The organism is Escherichia sp. HH091_1A, from assembly GCF_030295175.1.
Classification (GTDB): Bacteria; Pseudomonadota; Gammaproteobacteria; order Enterobacterales; family Enterobacteriaceae; genus Escherichia; species Escherichia coli_F.
Genome location: NZ_AP025747.1, coordinates 1,693,427 through 1,709,395 on the forward strand (window position 1 = coordinate 1,693,427; position 15,969 = coordinate 1,709,395).

Here is a 15,969-nt window from a genome sequence, read left to right on the forward strand (position 1 = left end):
CAGTTCTGGAACTTATATAAGCAGGGGGTATTGATATTGGTGTAGGTTAGCAGTATGAGAGTGTAATTTCTGTAGTGATTTTTAATAGCTTGGATGTGTTTTAATTTTGAGGTATATAAAATGAAGTTGAAGTCGTTAATTGCAGTGTTATTTGTGTCGTTGCTTTCTATAAATGCTAATGCTAATGCAGACGTTAGTTCTGATGTTAGTTCTGATGTTAGTTCTGATGCTGCAGGTTCGGGAAACACTGACTGGACCGGTGGAAATAAAAATGGCATGTACTCTGATGTGATAATTAAAGATATTCATACCGGCGTTGTTGACCTAAAACCTTATTTTTGTGTTGAGGTTGCTAAGACTGGACTTGATTTCAAGGCATGTCTGGTTCGTGGGTATTCTGTTTGGTCCGGTGCTTATGACACATTTTATAATCAAGCAATGTATTATTATTCTACAGGGCAAAAAATTAGATTGTATTATGACTCACGTACATGGTCTCATGCTGGTTTTGCACAAATAACACAAAATGCGATAGCTGGATTTTCTACATGCTCTCGGGATGATTATTGCTTCGGCCCAGTAAGGAAGCCTTCAGGTAGTTAAAATAGTATGGTGAACAAATGAATATTATAGTCGGCCTGTTATTGATTTTATTTTCTTTTGATTCATCCGCTGTTCAGTTTGTTTATCGCGTTGATTCACGACCTCCTGATGTAGTATTCAGAGATGGCTTTAGATCACATGGTGATAACAGGAATTTACAGCAACACATTCGTGGGGATTCATGCGCAGCTGGGTCTAGGGATAGTGCCTTTATTGCTACAACATCTGACATTAATGAAACCTATAATATTGCCAGGCAATATTTTTCTAGTTCATTATTTCATGGTCAGTTGTACCGATATAGAATAAGAGCCAATAACGCTTTTTATTCACTTGCTCCATCAGTACAACAATTGAGAGAACGGGGTGTTGAGTTTACGCGGTTTGAAGAAATTATGATGAGAGAACAAAGTGAGATTGTTGCGGATGGGCAAATCCCAACAGAAAATATAGCAGAAGCTGTACAGTTGACTTATGACAGAACTACTGGGATTGTAAGTGATGGTCAAGGAACAACTAACGCCAGATTTTTAAATATCCACACGGATTCTAATCCGGGAGTAATCCCTAATATTCCTGTCCCTCAGGTAAGTGTACGGGAAAGGATTAATGCGTTCGGTTCCTTATTAACTGCATGCTTCTCACTACGTGGTTCTCGAGATCATAGTCGTGAAAGCAGAAGTGTTGGCGATTACACCGATTATATGAGTTTTTACGATGCAAGACCGGTTATTCAAGCACTTTTAACACCAGGGGGGTAAGGGTAACGGTTCACACATCACCAGTTCATAATTGGTGATGTGTGACTTGTCACGTTCGTTTTTGACAAGGGTATTTTATTTAAAAGATATTTGAAATGTAACTGTATATGGAGTTGGTAAAACTATTGTAGAAGGTGCTTTATTATAAGTAGGGTTTCTTCAATTTTTTGAGATGGCTGGTAATATAGAGGGCAGTTCTCTAATTTGGTCATAAGAGACTACTGGGGTTGTTCAGGATTGATGTACAGTTGTATGAATTGTCTCTCATTATTCTGATGTCTTATCGTAGTTCTTCTGTTATATTCTTGGTCTTTCAAAAATACACGTAAATAGTCTACTTAATAATCTTTTCTCATTCATTGGATGAGACATCAGTTAATTTTTTGATTGTTAATGGCGGGGGAGAGATTAATCTCTTACAGATAAGATATAGAAATGATTTATGTGATGAAAAATTTAGACCGAAGAGGTGCTTTTTGAAAGGAGAACAAATATGTCTGACCCCTTATCCAGTTCCGGAATAAGTGTGGCGCTAGGCAGTGCAACTGCATTCGGCTTGTTCACGGGAACGGATTTCGGGATTGTGTTTGGGGCTTTTGCTGGGGCATTGTTTGTAGCCACTATGCCACAGACACTTTCAGCCTGGCGTGTGGCTGCGCATTTTTTGGTGTCGTTTATCGTAGGAGTACTTGGCGCTCGAGTTTTGTCGGCCTGGATCGCAGCAAAAACAGGTTATGACAGTACTTCGGCGGATGCGCTGTGTGCGGTGCTGGTCTCTGTGGTATCGGTAAAGATTCTGTCGTTTATTCACCAACAGGATATTGCATCACTGGTATCCGGTCTGTTATCCCGCCTGAGGGGCGGAGGAGGTGGAAATGCTAGGTAATCTTCCTCAATTGCTCAATGGGGCGTCATGCACAATTATCGTGCTGACACTTTTTTTCTATCGCCGGAAAGGCGCGACATATAAACCGCTCATCTCATGGTTGGCCTGGCTGCTGATGCTGTTTTATGCCTTTGCACCACTCCGTCATCTGTATGGTCATCCGTTACCAGCTAACTGGCTGGTGGTGGCGGTCAATCTGCTATTCTGTGCGCTGGTGATATGCGCACGCGGAAATGTTTCTAAACTCCTGTCATTACGAAGGCGCTGATATGAAGTCTAAAGATGAAATTTTTGACGAAGTTCTGGGAAAAGAGGGAGGTTACGTTAACCATCCTGATGATAAAGGTGGGCCGACAAAGTGGGGAATTACTGAAAAAGTTGCCAGGGCGCATGGATACCTGGGGGATATGCGTAACCTGACGCGCGGGCAGGCGCTGGAAATTCTTGAGGCGGACTACTGGTACGGACCACGTTTTGACCAGGTGGCAAACCTGTCTCCGGATATTGCCGCAGAACTGTGTGATACCGGCGTAAACATGGGGCCGTCGGTAGCATCAAAAATGCTTCAGCGCTGGCTGAATGTGTTTAATCAAAAGGGGACGTTATATCCGGATATGGATGTCGATGGTCTTATCGGGCCACGCACCATTAATGCGTTACGCGCCTATCTGTCGAAACGTGGCGGGGATGGCGAACTGGTGATGCTGACCGCGCTGAACTGTACCCAGGGCGAACTCTATCTGGAGCTGGCAGAGAAGCGAGAAGCCAACCAGTCATTTGTCTACGGCTGGCTGAAACAACGCGTCATTGTATAGCTGGATTTAGATAGATTATAAAAAATCACCTTTAATAATATTTTTTAAATGGATAGGGTGTTGTGAAAAATTAAAATGATTAAGCATGTATTGTTGTTTTTTGTTTTTATATCATTTTCTGTCTCAGCAAACGATTTCTTTAGAGCAGACTCCAGAACACCAGATGAAATAAGACGTGCGGGAGGGCTTTTACCAAGAGGGCAGCAGGAGGCTTATGAGCGCGGAACTCCAATTAACATCAATCTGTATGAGCATGCTCGCGGAACAGTAACGGGGAACACTAGATATAACGATGGGTATGTATCTACAACTACAACTTTGAGACAGGCTCATTTAATCGGGCAGAATATACTTGGCAGTTATAATGAATATTACATATATGTAGTTGCACCAGCACCCAATTTATTTGATGTGAATGGTGTGTTAGGGCGGTATAGTCCATATCCCAGTGAAAATGAATTTGCTGCATTAGGAGGGATTCCCTTATCACAAATTATAGGCTGGTATAGAGTATCTTTTGGTGCGATAGAAGGGGGAATGCAGCGAAACAGGCATTACAGAGGAGATTTATTTCAAGGCTTATCGGTTGCCCCTAATCATGATGGCTATCATCTCGCAGGATTTCCAGAGGGTTTTGCTGCATGGCGAGAGCTGCCATGGAGTGCATTTGCTCCGGAACAATGCGAGCAAGATTACATGGTTAGAAATTTAGATGCCTGCGATTCTTATACAAATATATTATCTCAAAATGATTTGGTCGCTTTTAAAAGATTTATGCGAATTCGTTCTTCCCTTATGATTTTACAAAGTATTGAGGATGATTTACAAAACAATGAAAATAAAGATGAACTTTAAAAAGTCAATTGCGTTGTTGTTTATTGCCTTAAATATTGCATCACTACCAACATATGCTGGCGTAAGTAAAACTTTTAAGGATAAATGCGCTTCTACTACGGCCAAACTTGTACAGAGTGTTCAGTTGGTAAAACTAGCATCTGATACCAACAAGGACAGTAAGGGTATTTATATAACCGATTCTACAGGAAAAACCAGATTCATTCCTGGGGGGCAGTACTATCCCGAGAATTATCTGAGCAATGAGATGAGGAAAATAGCAATGGCTGCGGTGCTTTCTAATGTTAGGGTAAATATCTGTGCGAGCGAAGCATATACTCCTAATCACGTATGGGCAATTGAATTAGCAGCGGAATAGCTAATTGTAGTTTTTATTGGGGTTTGTTGAGTATTAGAAGGTGTTAAATTGTATGAATGTGTTGTGTATTTTAATATCTGGCTGCATTTAGTGTCCTGGCTTGATTATTAATGCGGAGTTTTTTCTAAAAGCGAATTCGGCTGGTCGAATACGGTGCTTGCTGACGAAACGGGACAAATGTTGTCATTGTTCGCCGATTAACGGCAGACGGGCGTCAGGTCGAGGAGATTTATGTTTTGGGGAATATGTACCGTCTGGGATATTAACCGCGCAATACTGACCTTGCTGCTCAGGTGGAGCATTGCTGGGACGGGAATATTCCATGTCTGCAGGTAGAAAAAACGGATGAGGCTTATATCATCACGCTGAACGGCGATACGGTGCGTTGCATCTGTCGCGGCGACAGTAAAGCCCGGGATGAAATAGCCCGATGTCGTACTCATACCAGTGAATAAAAAGTAAACCCCCGACTGCTGGAACAGTCCGGGGGGTACGTCAGAGAGGAAATTGTGATAAGTAAGTACGGAGAAAATCCTCGAGGGAAAGTATAAAAGATTCTTTTTGAGGTTGTCCATTATGAAAGGTATAGAAGTGGAAACTCCCGCGAGCCTTTATCTAACAAGGGATGCAGCCTTTGCGATTCGCCTTGTGGCGGTTGCTATTATGATTTGGACTGTGCGTTGGTGGTGACATGACGCGAAAGCACTGGACACACAGAATGCCGGGAAATGGGCACTGGTAGCGATACTGGTGCCTTTTTTATCGGTGTGATGCGTTAGCCTGGATAAGATTCGACAGCTTTTCGATACGGCTTCGCAGGTCTGTCATCTTATTGATGGTGTTCGATGCTGCGTCAAAATAAATGATCATTATCAATTAGTTAGCTTGTTCTCGGTGATAAATTCTCCATGCGTACGCAACAATTGGAGAAAATATGAAAAGCATTGCTTATTATTTAGAGAATGGTGGAACTGGACCTGCGGCAGGGAAGATGTTTAGCCTTTATGGCATGCAAATTGGTAATTTTGTTGGGATAGAAAACGGCGCTATGCGCTTATCATTTGTTCATCCTGTAAATGGACGTATGGATGTGCCAATTCATATTGAAATGCCGATTCCTGTTAGTATTAAAGGACAGAACATTGAAGGGCCTATTATGAATCCGGTGCTGAGCGATATTATCCAGCTTGATTAAATAATTAAGTCTAGTTAAACCCGCTTCGGCGGGTTTTTTATTGTCAATTCTAAACCAGTTTTTCAGAAGGTTGGGATTTTGGAGGTAATTATGTGGAAACCTATAGGTGAGAAAGTGATTGTTGCATATGTTAATGGCAATGCTAAATATTCACGCATCGAAATAAATGGTAACAAGATTCGATTGATTCGTGAGTAACAGGCATTAAAGCAGCCCTTCAGCGAGGGGCTGCGATAATGCCTGGCTCATCATCAGCCCCCGCTGCGCACCCAGCGCACTGGCTGCTGGTGAGCTTTTTTATTCATAATGCGAGGCTGTATGAGCGAGAAATTGAAGATCGTCTATCTCCCGTTACAAAAACTGTCTCCATATGCGCACAACGCCAGGACCCACAGCCCTGAGCAGGTGGCTCAACTGGTAGAAAGCATTAAGCAATTTGGCTGGACTAATCCAGTGCTGATTGACGAAAAGGGCGAAATTATTGCTGGTCACGGTCGCGTTATGGCGGCTGAAGTGCTCAAAATGGATTCCGTTCCGGTCATTGTTTTGTCTGGCCTGAAGGAGGATCAGAAAAAGGCGTATCGCCTGGCAGATAATCGTCTGCCGCTTAACGCTGGCTGGGATGAAGAGCTGTTACGGATGGAACTTTCAGAGTTAATCAATGCTGATTTTGATATCTCCCTGACAGGATTCAGCCAAACAGATATTGACGAACTGTTGACGGAAGTTTTGCCGGGCATCGGAATTGAGGAGGAGCCGTACACGACGAAAATTGATACGCCTGTTTATGAGCCGTCAGGCGATAAACCGGATATCGGCGAACTGTACGACGATACGAAAACTCAGGAGCTGGTCAGCCGGATACGTTCGGCGTCCCTTGATCCTGATATCGAAAAATTCCTCCTGTGTGCAGCAGAGCGTCACACGGTGTTTGATTTCAGCAGAATTGCGGACTATTACGTTCACGCCCCCGCTGAAATTCAGCATCTTTTTGAGGAGTCGGCGTTGGTGATCATTGATTATCAGCAGGCCATTGAAAATGGATTTGTCCGGATGACGCAACGCATGGTGGAGAGCATGCACGGCGGGGAGGAGGAATATGCGTGATGATTTTTGCGCCTTTATTCTGACTCACGGGCGACCGGACAAAGTTCTGACTTACCGAACATTACGTCGAGCTGGCTATACCGGTAAAATTTTTATCGTCGTTGATGATGAAGATAAAACCCGGCATCAGTACATAGCTGAATTTGGTAAACAGGTGTTGGTGTTTTCTAAAGCCGATATCGCCAGTCGTTTTGACGAAGCCGATAATTTCGGTGACCGTCGCTCAATTTTTTACGCACGTAATGCCTGCTTCGACCTGGCAAAACAGGTCGGGTGTAAATACTTCATTCAGTTCGATGATGATTATCATGAGTTCCAGTTTCGGGTGGATCACAACTATGACCAGGCCTATTTCCCGATAAGGAAACTGGACGCAATCCTTTCTGAAATGCTGGCGTATTACGAATCAATTCCTGCGCTTTCCATCGCTATGTCGCAGGGCGGGGATTTTCTTGGTGACAATGGCGGCCATGCTTCATGGGTGAAACGCAAGGCAATGAACAGCTTTATCTGTTCGGTTGAGCGACCGTTCTCATTCATGGGGCGCATTAACGAGGATGTGAATACTTACACGAATCTCGGTCGCCGTGGTGAATTGTTTATGACGATTGGTGCTGTCCAGTTGGGACAGAAACAGACGCAGAAAAACAGCGGCGGAATGACCGAGCTGTATCTGGATTCCGGAACCTACGTTAAAAGTTTTTACTCCGTCATGTATGCGCCCTCGTGCGTAAAAATCTCACTGATGGGGGCCAGCCATAAACGCATTCACCATCAGGTCACCTGGAACAACGCTGCAGTAAAAATCCTTAACGAAAAATACAGGAAGAAGACACCCTGCATACCAATGGGGGTGACAAATGATTCCGTATTCGAAAGTCGAGTCTCTGGCTGCGTGCCGGATGACCGCACAACAAATCGCTGATGTTCTGGATGTTGATCTGAACCGACTGAAAGAAAATCGGGAAGCAATGACAAATTTTTACGCATCCATCCGTAAGGGAAGAGCGAAAGGTGAAGCCGAGCTACGAGCCGCATTGTTTAAGCTTGCCAGAAAAGGGGATGCCTTTGCTCTGCGTGAGTTACTCAGGGTGGATAAAAATCAGGACTAACTGATGAACAGACCGGACTGGGGGGCGTTGCAGCAGGAATATATTGCTGAATACTGAACCGCCCCGGGTTTCCTGGAGAGTGTTTTATCTGTGAACTCAGGCTGCCAGATCATTGTTTCCGATGGAAGCATAATAAGCTTTTTCTGCTTCTGCCGGAGGAGTATGGCCCAGCCTTCCCAGCAATCGTCGATTGTTATACCAGTCCACCCACGTTAGTGTGGCCAGTTCCACTTCTGCACGGTTTTTCCAGCTCTTACGGTGTATTACCGTAACCGGCTCATTTAAACCGTCTGGTCTGTTTCCTCCGGCTCTACAAAAATAATGTCCATCATTTTTAATGGACACTATCGTATGAAACACCGGACCTGGATCACTGAAGCTTTACGTCTTCACTTTGAAGAACATTTACCCCGGGTTGTGGCCGGGCGTCGCCTGGGTGTACCAAAATCAACAGTTTGTAGTATGTTCGTGCGCTTTCGGAGAGCTGGCCTTTCGTGGCCTTTGCCCGCAGGCATGTCGGAGCAGGAACTTGATGCCTGCCTTTACGGACAATTTTCCACGGTACCAGTCGTACGTCCTGAAAGCACCGTTATATCCGAAGCCCCCGTGGTAAAAAAACGTCCCCGGCGGCCCAACTTCCCTTATGAGTTTAAAATCGCCTTAGTGGAGAAGTCACTGCAGCCCGGAGCCTGTGTGGCGCAGATCGCCCGGGAAAACGGAATCAACGATAACCTGCTCTTCAACTGGCGCCATCAATACCGGAAAGGTGGCCTGCTGCCTTCCGGAAAAAATATGCCGGCACTGCTTCCCGTGACGTTAACGCCGGAGCCGGATAATAAAATCCCGGCCCCCGCACAGGAACCAGAGCAGATAAATACACCGTCCGACAGTCTGTGTTGTGAGCTGGTTCTGCCGGCCGGAACTCTCAGGCTTAAAGGTAAACTGACGCCGGCGTTATTACAGACACTTATCCGCGAAATAAAAGGGAGCAGCCACTGATGATATCTCTCCCTGCAGGTTCGCGTATCTGGCTGGTTGCAGGTATCACCGATATGCGAAATGGCTTTAACGGCCTGGCATCAAAAGTTCAGAACGTCCTGAAGGATGACCCGTTCTCCGGACACCTGTTCATCTTCCGCGGACGCCGGGGTGACCAGATAAAAGTGTTGTGGGCTGACAGTGACGGACTGTGCCTCTTCACCAAACGCCTGGAGCGGGGCCGCTTCGTCTGGCCAGTCACCCGTGACGGCAAGGTGCACCTTACTCCGGCTCAGTTATCCATGCTTCTTGAAGGTATCAACTGGAAGCACCCGAAACGAACGGAACGCGCTGGAATCCGCATATAACCCGTTGTAAAGTGAGGATATGGACACCTCACTTGCTCATGAGAACGCCCGCCTGCGGGCACTGTTGCAGACGCAACAGGACACCATCCGCCAGATGGCTGAATACAACCGCCTGCTCTCACAGCGGGTGGCGGCTTATGCTTCCGAAATCAACCGGCTGAAGGCGCTGGTTGCGAAACTGCAACGTATGCAGTTCGGTAAAAGCTCAGAAAAACTTCGTGCAAAAACCGAACGGCAGATACAGGAAGCACAGGAGCGAATCAGCGCACTTCAGGAAGAAATGGCGGAAACGCTGGGTGAGCAATATGACCCGGTACTGCCATCCGCCCTGCGCCAGTCTTCAGCCCGTAAACCGTTACCGGCCTCACTTCCCCGTGAAACCCGGGTTATCCGGCCGGAAGAGGAATGCTGTCCTGCCTGTGGTGGTGAACTCAGTTCTCTGGGATGTGATGTGTCAGAGCAACTGGAGCTTATCAGCAGCGCCTTTAAGGTTATCGAAACACAACGTCCGAAACAGGCCTGTTGCCGGTGCGACCATATCGTGCAGGCACCAGTACCTTCAAAACCCATTGCACGCAGTTATGCCGGAGCGGGGCTTCTGGCCCATGTTGTCACCGGGAAATATGCAGACCATCTGCCGTTATACCGCCAGTCAGAAATATACCGTCGTCAGGGAGTGGAGCTGAGCCGTGCCACACTGGGGCGCTGGACAGGTGCTGTTGCTGAACTGCTGGAGCCGCTGTATGACGTCCTGCGCCAGTATGTGCTGATGCCCGGTAAAGTCCATGCTGATGATATCCCCGTCCCGGTCCAGGAGCCGGGCAGCGGTAAAACCCGGACAGCCCGGCTGTGGGTCTACGTCCGTGATGACCGTAACGCCGGTTCACAGATGCCCCCGGCGGTCTGGTTCGCGTACAGTCCGGACCGGAAAGGTATCCATCCACAAAATCACCTGGCCGGTTACAGCGGTGTGCTTCAGGCCGATGCTTACGGTGGTTACCGGGCGTTATACGAATCCGGCAGAATAACGGAAGCCGCGTGTATGGCTCATGCCCGGAGAAAAATCCACGATGTGCATGCAAGAGCGCCCACCTACATCACCACGGAAGCCCTGCAGCGTATCGGTGAACTGTATGCCATCGAGGCAGAGGTCCGGGGCTGTTCAGCAGAACAGCGTCTGGCGGCAAGAAAAGCCAGAGCCGCGCCACTGATGCAGTCACTGTATGACTGGATACAGCAACAGATGAAAACACTGTCGCGTCACTCAGATACGGCAAAAGCGTTCGCATACCTGCTGAAACAGTGGGATGCACTGAACGTGTACTGCAGTAATGGCTGGGTGGAAATCGACAACAACATCGCAGAGAACGCCTTACGGGGAGTGGCCGTAGGCCGGAAAAACTGGATGTTCGCGGGTTCCGACAGCGGTGGTGAACATGCGGCGGTGTTGTACTCGCTGATCGGCACATGCCGTCTGAACAATGTGGAGCCAGAAAAGTGGCTGCGTTACGTCATTGAACATATCCAGGACTGGCCGGCAAACCGGGTACGCGATCTGTTGCCCTGGAAAGTTGATCTGAGCTCTCAGTAAATATCAATACGGTTCTGACGAGTCGCTTACGTATTACCTCCGCTTTGTAAAGACCATTGATGCTCTCAGCCATCGCGTTGTCATACGAGTCGCCTGTACTCCCTGTTGATGCCAGTAATCCGGCTTCTTTTAGTCGCTCCGTATAGGCCAGTGACACATACTGAGAGCCTTTATCGCTGTGATGGATGGTGCCAGACGGACGACGGGCCCACAACGCCTGCTCCAGCGCATCCAGCACGAATGTCGTTTCCATAGACGATGAGACCCGCCACCCCACGATGTATCCGGCAAACACATCAATGATAAACGCCACATAGACGAAGCCCTGCCATGTGCTGACGTAAGTAAAATCAGCCACCCACAGCTGGTCAGGACGTTCTGCCACGAACTGACGGTTTACGCGGTCACCTGTGGCAACGGTTTTCCGGCTGACGGTAGTGCGGACCTTTTTACCCCGGAGAACACCGGCAAGTCCCATAACCGCCATGAGGCGCGCCACTGTACATCTGGCCACCCTGATTCCTTCCCGTAACAACTGACGCCAGACTTTACGCACACCGTACACCTGATGATTTTCATCGTATACGCGCTGTATCTCTCTCTTCAGCCAGTCATCGTGCTGCGCACGGGCACTGCGTTTATCCGGATGATGTCGCTGTTGCTGACAATGGTAATACGTTGACGGGGCAATATGCAGTTCGCTGCATACCGGTCCGACCCCGTACTGCTCACGCAGCTTATCCAGCAGTGGCATCATTTTTTCCAGAGGCGGTCGAACTCCGCCTTCGCAAAATAAGCGGAAGCCTGGCGAAGGATATCGTTACTGCGGCGCAGTTCACGATTTTCACGTTCCAGCTCTTTCAGACGCTGACGTTCAGCGCTGGTGAGCCCACCATCACCGCCCCCGGTATCCCGCTCATGCTGGCGAACCCAGACACGCAGAGTCTCCGGCGTACAGCCAATCTTTGGGGCAATGGAACAAATTGCCGCCCACTGTGAGTCATATTCATCCTGACTTTCCAGAACCATACGAATCGCCCGCTGACGGACTTCGGGGGAAAAACGAGTATTTTTAGTCATCCTGTTTACCTCTTTCTCAGGGAGTTTAGTCTCCAGGATTTCCGGGGCGGTTCAGCCGATACCTTGCGGGAGCTGTTTGAGTTTCAGGATGATGATCGTCTCAGTTACCTGGCCGTTTCCTCAATAGCTGTTGGCGAAAAGAATGGCTGGTTCCAGCTTAATCTTCAAATTCCATATCGCGCACTCTAGCGCAATTAATGACATAGGAGGCTCCTGTGAGTTCAGGTGCAAAGGTTATCTCGGCATTTATCCGGGAGACAGTTGCAGGCACCACGCCAGCAAGTGGTGACTGGAGTTTATTAAAACGCACAAGCTGGGGAGTAAAACCCACCCAGAATAAAGGCGAAAATAATGAGATCGGCGGCTCCCGGATGGCTCAGGGGGCAACGCCTGGCACTGTGGATGTTGGCGGTGATGTTGGTACCAAATTTCGCTGGGGTCAACATGATGATTTTCTTGCATCCTGTTTCGGCGCGGAATGGTCAGGCGATTCTCTGACAATGGGAAATGAGCGAATAACATTTTCTCTGGCGACCTATGCGTCCGATGTCGGAATTGCCTCTGTCATCAGAGGAGCGCAGGTGGGGTCATGGAAAATGCAGATCCCTAACGATGGTGATATTACGGCGACCGTAACCTTTGCCGGGCTGGACTGGGAATCAAAGGCCGATGATACGAATTTTATCACAGGCGAACCTGTGGATAGCGCAGGAGAGCTACGTTATTCGTTTAAGGAGGTTTCAGCAGTAAGCCTGAATGGTGTTGCCGGAGGTAACGGTTTTTGTATCGACAGTTTTGATATTCAGTTCGATAACAAACTCCAGACTCAGCGTTGTATCGGGACTGGCTCGCCTTATGCAGGAGCAAATATTCCTACTACCTTTACACCGTCCGGTACGGTGACGCTTTCATGGTCTAAAGCTGCGTGGGAAATCTGGAGTAAAACACTGACTGGAGAAACAGTTCCGTTCAGCTTCACGCTTTCGAATGGAGAGGGGGCATACACTTTCAGTTTTCCGAAGGTTCAGGTGTCAGGTGAATGGCCTGACGGTGGTAATACCGACATTATCCAGGTTCAACTGAGTATTACCGCAGCAGATGAAGCGCCTACGATAACCAGAAAAAAAGCCTCTCCGGCTGCCGTGATCGCAAAAGCCAGTGCTGAGGCGATTAGTTGATTTTCCGTTATTTCCCCTGTGGTGTTGCACTACAGGGACGTTTTGAATGAGGTTATGGATGTTTATTCTTAATCAGAAAATTATCATCGGTGGAGAACGCTGGTTTACGCCAATTGTAACTTCGCGTTTTTTTCTGGGCTAATTGACGCGCAATTCCGGGCGGGGAGCGCGCAACCCAAAAGCCCAGAATTGACCGCTAATTACCACTAATCGCCATCGCTCTGATTGAGCGTAAATCCTCCAGGCTACTCAGTTCCTCTTTCATCTTCCGCTGACGTTCGTGGATTTTAAAGCCCTCCGCCACCATGGCCACCATCATGGCATCGTTCAGCGCAATAAGTTTCTCCCTGGTCAGTACGACGTTGTTATTATCCGCATCAGTCCAGAAAAAACCATCCGGAAGCAGTCCGGCCTGTGCTGTTGCAACCACGGGGGCAAGGCGTGACTGCGAGGTTTTTCCGCCATCAAAACGACGGCCATCAAACGTGAAAATAAACTCAACGTTTTCCTGACTGTCGCGCCATGCCTCAATTTCCCGCCTTTTGGCATCCTTTGCCGCTGCAATAAGTTCCGGCGTGACGGTGAACGGGGCGATTTCGCCCCATTTCCCGCTTTGCAGCTCCTGCCAGACATGCTGGCCTGTCGGGGCCATATCATCCTGTATGGCAGTATACAGGGCGAACTCCGTTTCACCTTCAAATAACACCTCGCAGTCAACCGCACCATTTTCAAGATAATGTGCGTTTCTGATGCCTTTCACCGCTCTGATTTTCATGCCTGATTTCCTCATTACTCAATGCGTACAAAAAGACCGATAAAGCCACGCTGAGTACCATAATTGTTACCCAGGCCCGAAAGCGCCGTGTAACGACCGGGGAAGTTGTATTCACCGGCACCGCCAATCACAACCTGCGGTGAGGATGCGTATGTCCCTGTATCACTAACCTGTGCACTCATGGCCAGAGGACCAAGACGGGAACCCGGCACAGTATCACCGAGTCCCAGAGAAGCATTTTCACCAAAACTTTCTCCCTGATATACCGCCATAATCGGCACACCGACGGCCGGGTATTGGTAATATGAGAACGGACCATTACCGGCGGTTGAGGACATCAGATATGCCAGGGAGTTGCCGTCATACACAATAAGGCTTGATGTTGCATTCCAGCTGTTACCACTGTAGCGATAACGCATACAATGTATGCTGTGCTCATCCTCGTAATACTGGTTGTAGTACAGCAGCATTTTGAATTTACGCGCTGAGTCTGAACCATCGTTATCAGAGGGTGACCACATCACATCAATGATACCGTTAAATTTCGTGGTGCCCACCAGCAGCGTGGAGGAGTCCGCAATACTGACCGCATAACGCCCCGGGGTGACTGTCTGCAGCCATATAACGAAATCAGCCTGTCCGTTAAATGACAGAGCTTCGGCGCTGGTGAATGCCTGTCCAAACCCATACATCCCGGACAGGGCCAGCCTGCCCGGTGTGCGGTCACGGATATCACTCTGGGGTTCCATCGTCGCAGCCGCGCTCAGCTCAAGCTCCGTGCGCATGGCTTCAGCCGTGTCATGCGCCAGCAATGCGCGGCCCTTCTCTGACAGCAGAGACAGTGAGGCATTCCCGTCCGTATTGAAGTACAGAAGATTATCTGCCCGTTGCGTCAGTGCGCTGATTGCCGTTAAGACGTCATTAAGCGGTTGTTTGCCTGCCAGCGCGTTTGTGATTGTCGTCGCAAAGTTCGGGTCATTGCCCAGCGCCGCTGCCAGCTCGTTCAGGGTGTCCAGAACTTCCGGCGATGAGCCAACCAGCGCAGCAAGCAGTTTGCGCACAAACGCTGCGTTCGCTGCTTCCAGACCGGCTGCATCATCCGGTGGGGTTGGGGTGGTTGGGGTGCCGGTGAAGGCCGGGCTGTCCAGTGGCGCTTTTGTTTTCGTCTCGTCCATGACGGTTTTGACAGCCTTTGGCGTGGCAGCCAGTTCCTCGCTGTCGTTGTCCGTATCACTACACAGTTGCACCAGACCTTTTTCTGTCGTGGAGGCATTTGTTGCATTCAGGTCATCAACTATCTGCTGCGCCTCATCCCTGTACTGTTTCGCTTCCTGCGCATTGTCTGCACCTGCATCCTGGCTGGCTTTAGCCTGTCGGGCGTATTCAGCGGCGCTGTTTTCATGCCCGAGTGCAGCATTTGCTGCATTTTCCGCGCTGGTTGCAGCTGATGATGCGGCATTATGATAAAGGCGGGCACGTTCGGCGGCATCGACTGATTCGTCCCGCGCTGTGCCTGATGTCTGTGCGCTGTTTTCTGCCTCACCCGCAAAACGTTCCGCATCATCACGTGCGGTGACCGTTGCCTCCACATCCTGCGCGGTCTGCTGTGCGCTTTGTGCTGCATTATCAGCGTGATTTTCCGCATTCTGTTCGCTTTGTGCGGCAGCTTCGGCACTGGCCTTTGCCTCGCCGGTCAGCGTTGCGGCATCAGCAAGTTTATCGACCGCTTTCCGGACTATCGTGTCGGCATCCTTGACAGCCTGCTCTGCGCGGGCCGCATCCTGTGTGGCAGATGACGCCAGCAACGCCACCTGATTTTTGTCTTCGGCAACGGCTTCTGCATTCTGCTGTACGTTATCCGCCAGCGTCTCGCAGTCTTCCTTTATCTTCTGCGCATCAGCGACATGTTGCCCGGCCTGTCGCTCGCTTTCCGCTGCTGCTTCCGCGCTCTGCTGCGCCTGCGCCACCATTTCCTCAAAGCGTTTCACCACGTCGGGCTTGAGGTCGCCTTCATCCAGCGCGGTCAGAAAATCATTCAGTGTGCCGGGCTTTGAGTCATCGTAAACCGAAATATCACCCACACAGCACTTAGGGCCGTTCTTTTGTTTGATGTGTACGGTGTATTTGCCTTTTTGTGCTTCAAAGGCATACTGTCCCGCCGCATCGGTTTCAATAACCGCAAATGATTCAATAACCACTTCACTGGTATTAACCAGTGCATCTAAATAAATTTTGCATTCCGCCATCGGAATGCCAGCGCCATTAATCAGCGCTCCTGAAATTAATACAGACATAAAGCCTTCTGAA

Annotated in this window: 19 protein-coding genes, 3 pseudogenes and 1 other annotated feature; of the genes and pseudogenes, 18 read left to right on the forward strand and 4 right to left on the reverse strand. The window is 48.7% G+C overall.

Annotation, left to right across the window (positions count from 1 at the left end):
* Positions 1-120 precede the first annotated feature (120 nt).
* From QUF14_RS08420 to QUF14_RS08480, 13 genes and pseudogenes are all read left to right on the forward strand, one after another.
* A complete protein-coding gene (locus QUF14_RS08420) occupies positions 121-603 on the forward strand; it encodes a subtilase family AB5 toxin binding subunit (RefSeq protein ID WP_137537605.1) in 483 nt (160 codons plus the stop codon).
* Between the two features lie 17 nt (positions 604-620).
* A complete protein-coding gene (gene eplA / locus QUF14_RS08425) occupies positions 621-1,364 on the forward strand; it encodes a subtilase family AB5 toxin catalytic subunit EplA (RefSeq protein WP_089537915.1) in 744 nt (247 codons plus the stop codon).
* Between the two features lie 493 nt (positions 1,365-1,857).
* Positions 1,858-2,250, forward strand: a complete 393-nt coding sequence (locus tag QUF14_RS08430) for a putative holin (RefSeq protein WP_032218714.1) — start codon at positions 1,858-1,860, stop codon at positions 2,248-2,250.
* Complete coding sequence (locus QUF14_RS08435) at positions 2,240-2,518, forward strand: phage holin family protein (protein WP_032218047.1); 279 nt, start codon at positions 2,240-2,242, stop codon at positions 2,516-2,518. The genes QUF14_RS08430 and QUF14_RS08435 overlap by 11 nt, the downstream gene beginning before the upstream one ends.
* A gap of 1 nt (position 2,519) precedes the next feature.
* A complete protein-coding gene (locus tag QUF14_RS08440) occupies positions 2,520-3,065 on the forward strand; it encodes a glycoside hydrolase family 108 protein (RefSeq protein WP_111976297.1) in 546 nt (181 codons plus the stop codon).
* A 75-nt stretch (positions 3,066-3,140) separates the two neighbouring features.
* The gene (locus QUF14_RS08445) at positions 3,141-3,920 is read left to right on the forward strand and encodes an enterotoxin A family protein (protein WP_001406937.1); all 780 of its coding nucleotides are present in this window, start codon (positions 3,141-3,143) and stop codon (positions 3,918-3,920) included.
* Entirely contained in the window at positions 3,910-4,278 is a 369-nt protein-coding gene (locus QUF14_RS08450) for an enterotoxin (protein WP_032218056.1), read from the forward strand. The genes QUF14_RS08445 and QUF14_RS08450 overlap by 11 nt, the downstream gene beginning before the upstream one ends.
* Positions 4,279-4,523: 245 nt before the next feature.
* Positions 4,524-4,733: pseudogene (locus tag QUF14_RS29005) on the forward strand (hypothetical protein).
* A gap of 121 nt (positions 4,734-4,854) precedes the next feature.
* Entirely contained in the window at positions 4,855-4,968 is a 114-nt protein-coding gene (locus QUF14_RS08460; RefSeq protein ID WP_286333501.1) for a hypothetical protein, read from the forward strand.
* A gap of 244 nt (positions 4,969-5,212) precedes the next feature.
* On the forward strand, positions 5,213-5,473 hold the full coding sequence (locus tag QUF14_RS08465; protein ID WP_286333502.1) for a hypothetical protein: 261 nt from the start codon (positions 5,213-5,215) through the stop codon (positions 5,471-5,473).
* Positions 5,474-5,791: 318 nt separating this feature from the next.
* Positions 5,792-6,580: a ParB/Srx family N-terminal domain-containing protein gene (locus tag QUF14_RS08470; RefSeq protein WP_286333503.1), complete on the forward strand. Its 789-nt coding sequence runs from the start codon at positions 5,792-5,794 to the stop codon at positions 6,578-6,580.
* Positions 6,573-7,505 (forward strand): GREB1-related protein, encoded by a 933-nt coding sequence (locus QUF14_RS08475; protein WP_069901011.1) that lies wholly within the window; start codon positions 6,573-6,575, stop codon positions 7,503-7,505. Before QUF14_RS08470 ends, QUF14_RS08475 begins: the two co-directional genes overlap by 8 nt.
* A complete protein-coding gene (locus QUF14_RS08480; RefSeq protein ID WP_000126790.1) occupies positions 7,483-7,692 on the forward strand; it encodes a hypothetical protein in 210 nt (69 codons plus the stop codon). Before QUF14_RS08475 ends, QUF14_RS08480 begins: the two co-directional genes overlap by 23 nt.
* Positions 7,693-7,788: 96 nt before the next feature.
* On the opposite strand, the pseudogene QUF14_RS08485 reads toward QUF14_RS08480, so the two are convergent.
* Positions 7,789-7,959 (reverse strand): annotated as a pseudogene (locus QUF14_RS08485) (IS3 family transposase); the annotation flags it as partial.
* A gap of 54 nt (positions 7,960-8,013) precedes the next feature.
* Between QUF14_RS08485 and tnpA the strand changes: the two are divergent.
* The 3 genes from tnpA to QUF14_RS08500 are packed head-to-tail and all read left to right on the forward strand — an operon-like array spanning position 8,014 to position 10,629.
* A complete protein-coding gene (gene tnpA, locus QUF14_RS08490; protein ID WP_100733974.1) occupies positions 8,014-8,691 on the forward strand; it encodes an IS66-like element accessory protein TnpA in 678 nt (225 codons plus the stop codon).
* Positions 8,691-9,038 carry an IS66 family insertion sequence element accessory protein TnpB gene (tnpB, locus tag QUF14_RS08495; RefSeq protein ID WP_000624622.1) on the forward strand — a complete coding sequence of 116 codons (348 nt, stop codon included), beginning with the start codon at positions 8,691-8,693 and terminating at the stop codon, positions 9,036-9,038. Before tnpA ends, tnpB begins: the two co-directional genes overlap by 1 nt.
* Before the next feature lie 19 nt (positions 9,039-9,057).
* Complete coding sequence (locus QUF14_RS08500) at positions 9,058-10,629, forward strand: IS66-like element ISCro1 family transposase (protein WP_000381395.1); 1,572 nt, start codon at positions 9,058-9,060, stop codon at positions 10,627-10,629.
* Here QUF14_RS08500 and QUF14_RS08505 read toward each other — a convergent pair.
* A protein-coding gene (locus tag QUF14_RS08505; protein ID WP_502877367.1) for an IS3 family transposase occupies positions 10,550-11,709 on the reverse strand; the annotation gives its coding sequence in 2 pieces (ribosomal slippage) (positions 10,550-11,421 and positions 11,421-11,709; 1,161 coding nt in all). The genes QUF14_RS08500 and QUF14_RS08505 overlap by 80 nt on opposite strands.
* Positions 11,312-11,428, reverse strand: a sequence feature (AL1L pseudoknot). It overlaps the preceding gene by 117 nt.
* Positions 11,710-11,760: 51 nt before the next feature.
* Here QUF14_RS08505 and QUF14_RS28890 point away from each other — a divergent pair.
* A pseudogene (locus QUF14_RS28890) lies at positions 11,761-11,898 on the forward strand (phage tail terminator-like protein); the annotation flags it as partial.
* 26 nt (positions 11,899-11,924) lie between these two features.
* Complete coding sequence (locus QUF14_RS08510; RefSeq protein WP_001406952.1) at positions 11,925-12,887, forward strand: phage tail tube protein; 963 nt, start codon at positions 11,925-11,927, stop codon at positions 12,885-12,887.
* Positions 12,888-13,083: 196 nt separating this feature from the next.
* Here QUF14_RS08510 and QUF14_RS08515 read toward each other — a convergent pair whose 3' ends face one another.
* Both QUF14_RS08515 and QUF14_RS08520 read right to left on the reverse strand, forming a co-directional pair.
* Positions 13,084-13,662, reverse strand: coding sequence for a DUF4376 domain-containing protein (locus tag QUF14_RS08515; protein ID WP_105282975.1), 579 nt, complete (start codon positions 13,660-13,662; stop codon positions 13,084-13,086).
* 14 nt (positions 13,663-13,676) lie between these two features.
* Positions 13,677-15,956 (reverse strand): prophage tail fiber N-terminal domain-containing protein, encoded by a 2,280-nt coding sequence (locus QUF14_RS08520; RefSeq protein ID WP_286333204.1) that lies wholly within the window; start codon positions 15,954-15,956, stop codon positions 13,677-13,679.
* Between the last annotated feature and the right edge of the window lie 13 nt (positions 15,957-15,969).